At 51.5% G+C, this 6,099-nt stretch carries 7 protein-coding genes; 3 read left to right on the top strand and 4 right to left on the bottom strand.

All coding sequences use genetic code 11. From position 1 onward, the window contains the following. Positions 1-171: 171 nt before the first annotated feature. Positions 172-726, bottom strand: a complete 555-nt coding sequence (locus tag AC2FNV_RS23205; protein WP_170607611.1) for a hypothetical protein — start codon at positions 724-726, stop codon at positions 172-174. 90 nt (positions 727-816) lie between these two features. Between AC2FNV_RS23205 and AC2FNV_RS23200 the strand changes: the two genes are divergently transcribed. Continuing rightward, entirely contained in the window at positions 817-1,383 is a 567-nt protein-coding gene (locus tag AC2FNV_RS23200) for a Crp/Fnr family transcriptional regulator (RefSeq protein ID WP_170607609.1), read from the top strand. 150 nt (positions 1,384-1,533) lie between these two features. Here the strand turns inward: AC2FNV_RS23200 and AC2FNV_RS23195 are convergent, their stop codons facing one another. Beyond that, positions 1,534-2,031, bottom strand: a complete 498-nt coding sequence (locus AC2FNV_RS23195; protein WP_170607607.1) for a lactoylglutathione lyase family protein — start codon at positions 2,029-2,031, stop codon at positions 1,534-1,536. Positions 2,032-2,378: 347 nt separating this feature from the next. Here AC2FNV_RS23195 and AC2FNV_RS23190 point away from each other — a divergent pair, with 347 nt between their 5' ends. Then, positions 2,379-2,678 (top strand): putative quinol monooxygenase, encoded by a 300-nt coding sequence (locus AC2FNV_RS23190; protein WP_170607605.1) that lies wholly within the window; start codon positions 2,379-2,381, stop codon positions 2,676-2,678. Positions 2,679-2,900: 222 nt separating this feature from the next. On the opposite strand, the gene AC2FNV_RS23185 is transcribed toward AC2FNV_RS23190, so the two are convergent. Continuing rightward, the gene (locus AC2FNV_RS23185) at positions 2,901-3,683 is read right to left on the bottom strand and encodes a TIGR01458 family HAD-type hydrolase (RefSeq protein ID WP_496774668.1); all 783 of its coding nucleotides are present in this window, start codon (positions 3,681-3,683) and stop codon (positions 2,901-2,903) included. A 152-nt stretch (positions 3,684-3,835) separates the two neighbouring features. After that, positions 3,836-4,414, bottom strand: a complete 579-nt coding sequence (locus AC2FNV_RS23180) for an MOSC domain-containing protein (protein WP_170607603.1) — start codon at positions 4,412-4,414, stop codon at positions 3,836-3,838. Between the two features lie 211 nt (positions 4,415-4,625). On the opposite strand from AC2FNV_RS23180, the gene AC2FNV_RS23175 reads away from it, so the two are divergent. Further along, positions 4,626-5,909: an adenylate/guanylate cyclase domain-containing protein gene (locus tag AC2FNV_RS23175; RefSeq protein WP_496774666.1), complete on the top strand. Its 1,284-nt coding sequence runs from the start codon at positions 4,626-4,628 to the stop codon at positions 5,907-5,909. Positions 5,910-6,099 lie beyond the last annotated feature (190 nt).

Genomic DNA, 6,099 nt, shown 5'->3' with positions numbered 1-6,099 from the left:
TGTACGTGATGCGCGCCGGGACATCTCTGAAAGTCGATCTGAAGGCCCATAAGCGATTTGTTAGAACTGGCCTGTAAAGCGGACAATCAGACAAGTTGCATCGAATGACCGGACAGAACCCAATGATTTCGAGGTTGGACACTGTACTCCTTGAATTGCGGGTTTCTGATCTCAAATTTCTCGCAGGCGACGCATTCTGCGGATGGCGAACTCGGCAAGAGCAATCAGCAAGATGGTGAACACAACCGTCGACAAGATTGACTTGCTCACCGACGCCAAACTTGCCGCTATAACCAGTGCTTCGGGAACGCCAAGACCGGCATTTAGCATCCAGACGATTAACCCATTCTCAGCATAGTCCGCGATTGCCGCGAGATAGGCTACAACGGCAACGGCTCGATACCATCGAGCAGTCGCGCCAAAGGATTGCGACAACCAATAAAGCGAGCTGGCGCTCGAAATCGCCAATAGGGCCGGGTACACGGTGTCCAGTGGAATTTGCATCAGTAGATAAACACGTCGTCCTTCTTCTCCGAGCGCGGAAATGAGTGCCAAGGCATCGGCGAAGGAATAGCCGGTTGGTCGCATGTCGAATGCCCTGACCCCGGTGATCCGTTCGATATCTGCAAGCGACCCGAAGACCATAAGGCAGTAAACGAGCACCGCGGCGCACCAGAACAGCAGGATCCGTGAACCATGCGTCGGGTAGGAAAGGAAGCTATTCATGGGTTTTCTCCAGCATTGACGCTGCTGGGCTATCAGTTTGCGGCCGGTTCAAGCATTATCATTTGATAACGTGAGTTAGGGGCGCATGGAATGGAAATTCATCTGAAAACCATAGAAGAACTCATGACGGAACTCCCGGACAAAGATCGGGAGACACTGGTAAATGCATTCGAAATACGTAACTTGCCAATCGGAAGTTACATGTCGAGCCAAGGTGAGCGAGACGAGAATGAGTATTTCCTACTAAGTGGACGTGCGCGAAGCATAGTCACCGATGCCGAGGGTACGGAGGTAACCCTGAACCTGTACGCTGCCCCAATGGTGATAACGCCCAACATGGCCAGAACGTCAGGTGGATGTTCGTTGGTGGATATTGAGATTTTGGATGACGCCGTTGCAGCGACAATGCCAGCTGCGCAGTTGATGGACCTAATGGTGAATTTCGAAAGCATACGAGAATGGGGTAATAACTTAATGCGCCAGGAGTTGACCCGCAAAGTCGGACGCGAGTGGTGCCTAGCAGCATTGAGCGCGCGGCAACGTTTAGAGTGGTTTCGAAGTGTACACCCAGGGTATGAGGCGCTGTTTGCCCATTTCCACATTGCTTCATATTTGGGAATGACGCCCGTCACACTGAGCAGAGCTCGCAACCGGTAACTACAGGCAAATAATTTTCGGCGAAGGCGGGCAAAGATCGGAGCCATTTTCCTGCAAGGCAATGGCGGCTTTGTCCGCATTGCGGTCGCTCGCGGCATTTCAGCGAATGACCGCACCGAGCCCAAAGCAGCCTTCAAATTGAATTTTTTCTCAATTGTAAGCACCGGATGAATACGTCAATTCATAAGAGTGGCTGTATAACTCGAAAACAATACCGAATGGATCTTCCACATAGACCATCCGGTAAGGTTTATCGCCCGGGTAGTAGTAACGAATGGGCATCCGCTGCTTTCCCCCGGCCGCTACGATTTTTTCAACCAAACCTTCAACGTCGGGATCTTGGATACAAAAGTGAAATGTCCCGTTGCGCCGGTAGTCTATGTTGTTTTCTGGCGCGTAATTCCCGTCGAATTCGAAAATCTCAAACCCAACGCGGTCCGCAGTAGCCATATGCGCTATGCGCAGTTTTTTCCATTCTGGTCCAAAGACATCCGTGCACATCACACCAATATCGCTATCATCCTCCAGAACGTCCGTCGGCGGCATGATGACGTAGAAGCCAAACACGTCGGAATAAAATTTTACGGCTTCATCAACGTCTGGCACAGAGAGCCCTATGTGAGAAAAGGATCGAGGGGTGCGCGACATGGTTGCTCCTTACAACTGTTGTGGACCAAAGATCAGTTTCAAAAAGATGATCTGCAGGTAGAAATCTGCCTAATACAAGAAAAGTCAAATTGTGTTTGCCAAATTCGAGACCACGGCCAACAAATTGATTGGCCCTCCAGCATTGACCTGCGGATAGACATTTGCCGGGCATTGAGAACGGCCAATTCCGCAATTCAGGCGCTCACGAAAAATCTTCGAATGTCCACACCGAGCCCAATGCGGCGTTCTAAGACTATCCCGCCGAACCGTTACTTCCATTTGATCATTGTCAAAAGAACCGGTCGGTTGTCTCATGGCCGAGCAATCAAGGTGCAAAGGAACCAGTTATGAGCTTACTTGTCCATTACACACTCAAGTCCGAAGATCATTACGAGGCGCAGATTACCGCCATGACTAATCTTGTGGCGGGATTGAAGTCGGAAAAGATCGACGGACTGCACTATTCGTGCTTCTCCACAGATGACCCACTGCGATTTATCGGCATCCTTGAGTTCCAAGACGATGCTGAAAAGCAGGCCTTCTTGTCCTCGGCGGCTTTTGACGCTTATCGCGAAGCAGTAGGGCCCACGTTCGCCAATCCTCCGACGACGACGAACATTTCAGAAATCGCTTCAACCCGCAATTGAACGCATGGTTTTTGACGCCCAAGCGGCTGTTTGTCTGGCGGAGCGAGTGTTCATTGGAAACTCCATTCCCGCCTTTCCGTGTGCGGAAAAATTATGTTTACCTACTTCTTGCGACTTGCCGCTCCCTTCGCAGAAGGGCCTTCCATTCGAGCGCCGGATGCTCTGATGGAGCGAATGGCTGCTTTTCGGCAATCAAATGTAGAGCGCTGGGCTGCGATGCGCCTACGGGACTTTCGTGAGTACAGAGCCGACGGCCTCGGCGACGTCGGCCACAAGGAGAGTCGGCCCTGGGTCAAAACGGTTCTCGTCTCCTGGATGATACTTCCCAGTCTGGGTGAGAATGCCGGCAGCGGCACCAGCAACCAATGCGCCAGAAATGTCACTCTCAGCATCGTCTCCTATCATTACGACTTCAGACAGCTCTAAGTTCATGCTGTGGGCGCCGGCGAGGAAGAAATCAGGAGACGGTTTACCCAATAGAAACGCGGATTTTGCGCTAGAGTACTCAAGTGCTTTGACAAAAGCGCCTACATCCATGCTGAGCTCTCCATCGGAGTCGCGAAAAACGCGATTTGCTGCCAATGCAATAAGCGGTGCTCCGTCCATAAGAATGCGGAAAGCTGCATTCAAGCGCTCATATGTGAAGTGGAGGCCTGCGTCACCAACCACAACCGCAACTGGTCTACCTGACGGTGTTTCTAAAAAGTCCTCGATCAGGTCTGGGTGAACTAGAAGATGTGGTGAATACCCCTTTTGCCTGGGCCAAACACACGCTACTTCTGCCGGCGTTATGATCTCGCTTTTGTCATTGGTGATTTTAAACGCCGCGAGTTTCTCAAAGATCAAGCGTTTCGGTTGTCGAGTGGAATTCGTGAGAAATCTGATCGGTAGTTTCGATTCACGCAGCTGCGAAACCGCGCATAATGCTCCGTCGATAAGGTGGTCCCCATCGTATAGAACACCAGCAATATCCAACAAAACACCTTTGGCCATGGTTCCTTGCATCGAGAACTCGAGTTGGTTACGTCAGCGGGACCCTAGAACATTCCACAAAATGGTCTCAGCAAAATAGTATCATACCAAACGCAATGAAAGACAGCTTCGTCCGTGGAGCCGTTATTTGCAATCGGGTTCTGCCATCGACACAATCAAATCTGTTAAGCCAATTTTCGAACGGTATCTCCAACAGCAACTGTGCCGTCCTTCGTAACGCGTGCATAGATGCCACGCAGTCTGTGCACTTTGCCCACCCCGGTGTTCACGAAAAGGCATGCATCGCGACCGTAGCGGTCAATGAACGATTGGCAGCCATTGTGGGGAAGTTTAGTAACAATAAACTCTGCACTGCCTATGGCGAATGCTGTACCAGGAGGCATGTTTGTTGGTGTCAAATCCATATCAATGAAGAAATTGTCCCCAGCAGGCGGCCAATATTTCCTTTCACCGGCGATTGCCCGAATGCAACCCGACATCATTATGCAAATCTGTGCATCCGGATCACCCGTTCCATCATCTAACGCATAGCCGGTGCCGTTCTTCCAATGATCACCGGGCAGGCCTTCCTTTGCACAAACTTCAAATCTATTCGGCACAACGCGCTCTCCGTGATCCGGGCGCATGACAATCATGTCTAATGTGCCGTTATCTTTGGGCGCGGCCTCTAGAATATCTTCAAGCCGGGCATTCAGAGAATCCAATGGTTGAAATGTTGAGGGGTTAATAGCAGCTTTGGGCATACTGTTATGCTAACGGGACAATCGAATTGGCGCAATCAACGCGCGCGTTTTGTTCAGCGTTTGTTTTACCCGCATGGCAGACATTGAACGGAATTTCGACGAATGACCGCGTTGAGCCCTTAGCTTCCTTTCGGATAAATGCCAGCCCTTGACCTAGTAGCAGTTTGTCTCATTCCTGCCTATCCTTCCTAGAAGATACGGGGTGACTTCGATGCACGACCATTTGGATGAAAACGGATTAGCAAACATGCGTGCAGAACTGGATCGTATGCGGGAACGCGAAACTGCGATGCGGGACATCTTGAATGTAATGAGCCAAAGCCGAGAAGATGAGGCCAAGGTCTTTGACATCATACTGCAAAAAGCAGCGTCACTGTGTGATGCGGATCAAGCAGGGCTTCAACTCGTCAACAAAAGCCGGTCGCATTTCCGACTTGCTGCGGACTTGGGGCAGAAACGGACCGCATTTGAAATTGGCAAAGAATGGTCCCTTGATTCATTTCTCTCATCAGCTGTGGCGATAAGATCAGGAGAGGTTATTCATATACCGGACTATGCAGAAACTGATCTCTATAAGAAGGGTGACCCGACAGCTGTTCGTACGGTTGAAACCGAAGGTACACGGTCACGATTGGTGGTTCCGCTACTCCAGAATGGGATTGCCATCGGCTCTATTTCGCTCAGCCGTCATGAGGTCCGATCGTTCGAGCCATCCGAAATCGCGCTTGTTGAGACATTTGCTGCACAGGCCGTCATCGCCATAGAAAACACAAAGCAATTCAAAGCCTTGAAGCAGTTAAATACTGAGTTGGCTGACCGGGTCAAAGAGCAGGTTGGCGAAATTGAACGCATGGGCAAGCTCAAGCGTTTTCTTCCCTCGGCGGTCGCAGACACCGTTGTCTCCTCCGGCTCTGAAAACATGCTGAGGAGCCACCGTGCTCTTCTTGGCGTCCTATTCTGCGACATTCGCGGTTTTACCGCCTTTTGCGAAACCGCCGAACCGGAAGAGACCATCGAAGTCCTTCAGGCTTATCATGAGGAAATGGGGAAGCTGATCAACGCTCATGGCGCGGGCGTGGATCACCGGATGGGTGACGGTGTTATGGTGCTGTTCAACGATCCTCTACCCTGCGACGATCCGGCTGGGGATGCCGTACGCCTTGCCGTCGCAATGCGCGCCCGCATGGCCGAGCTCAGCAAGGATTGGAAACGCCTGGGCTTCCGGCTGGGCTTCGGTGTTGGGGTGTCACTAGGATATGCCACCGTCGGTATGGTGGGTTATGAGGGCCGATCCGATTACACCGCCTCTGGCACCGCTATCAACGTCGCCTCACGACTTTGCGAAATGGCCGAGGATGGTGAAATCCTGCTCAGCACTCGCGCCGCCGTTGCTGTGGAAGACGACTTTCGATCGGTCTCCACTGGCGAGATCACGTTAAAGGGCATTCGCGAACCTGTTGAGGTCTTCAGAATAATTGAGTGTGAGGAGGCATGAAGATTGAACTTTGGCTCACAAAAAAATCGGGGACTTGAACACCTTGGGCAGCCAATGCCAGCTTCAGTAACATCTGGCTGCTTTGTCCTGTGTGGATGGCTCCTGCAAAGCAAGACATTTTTGTGAGGGGTGTGTGGTCAGAAGCGGTCTTGTGTCCGGCCTGTTTGCGCGGTGCGTCTGACCGCTGGCC

This window comes from Ruegeria sp. BHSA163 (genome assembly GCF_059613365.1).
Note: the sequence above shows the minus strand (reverse complement) of the source record. Positions and strands in the feature narration are given on the sequence as shown.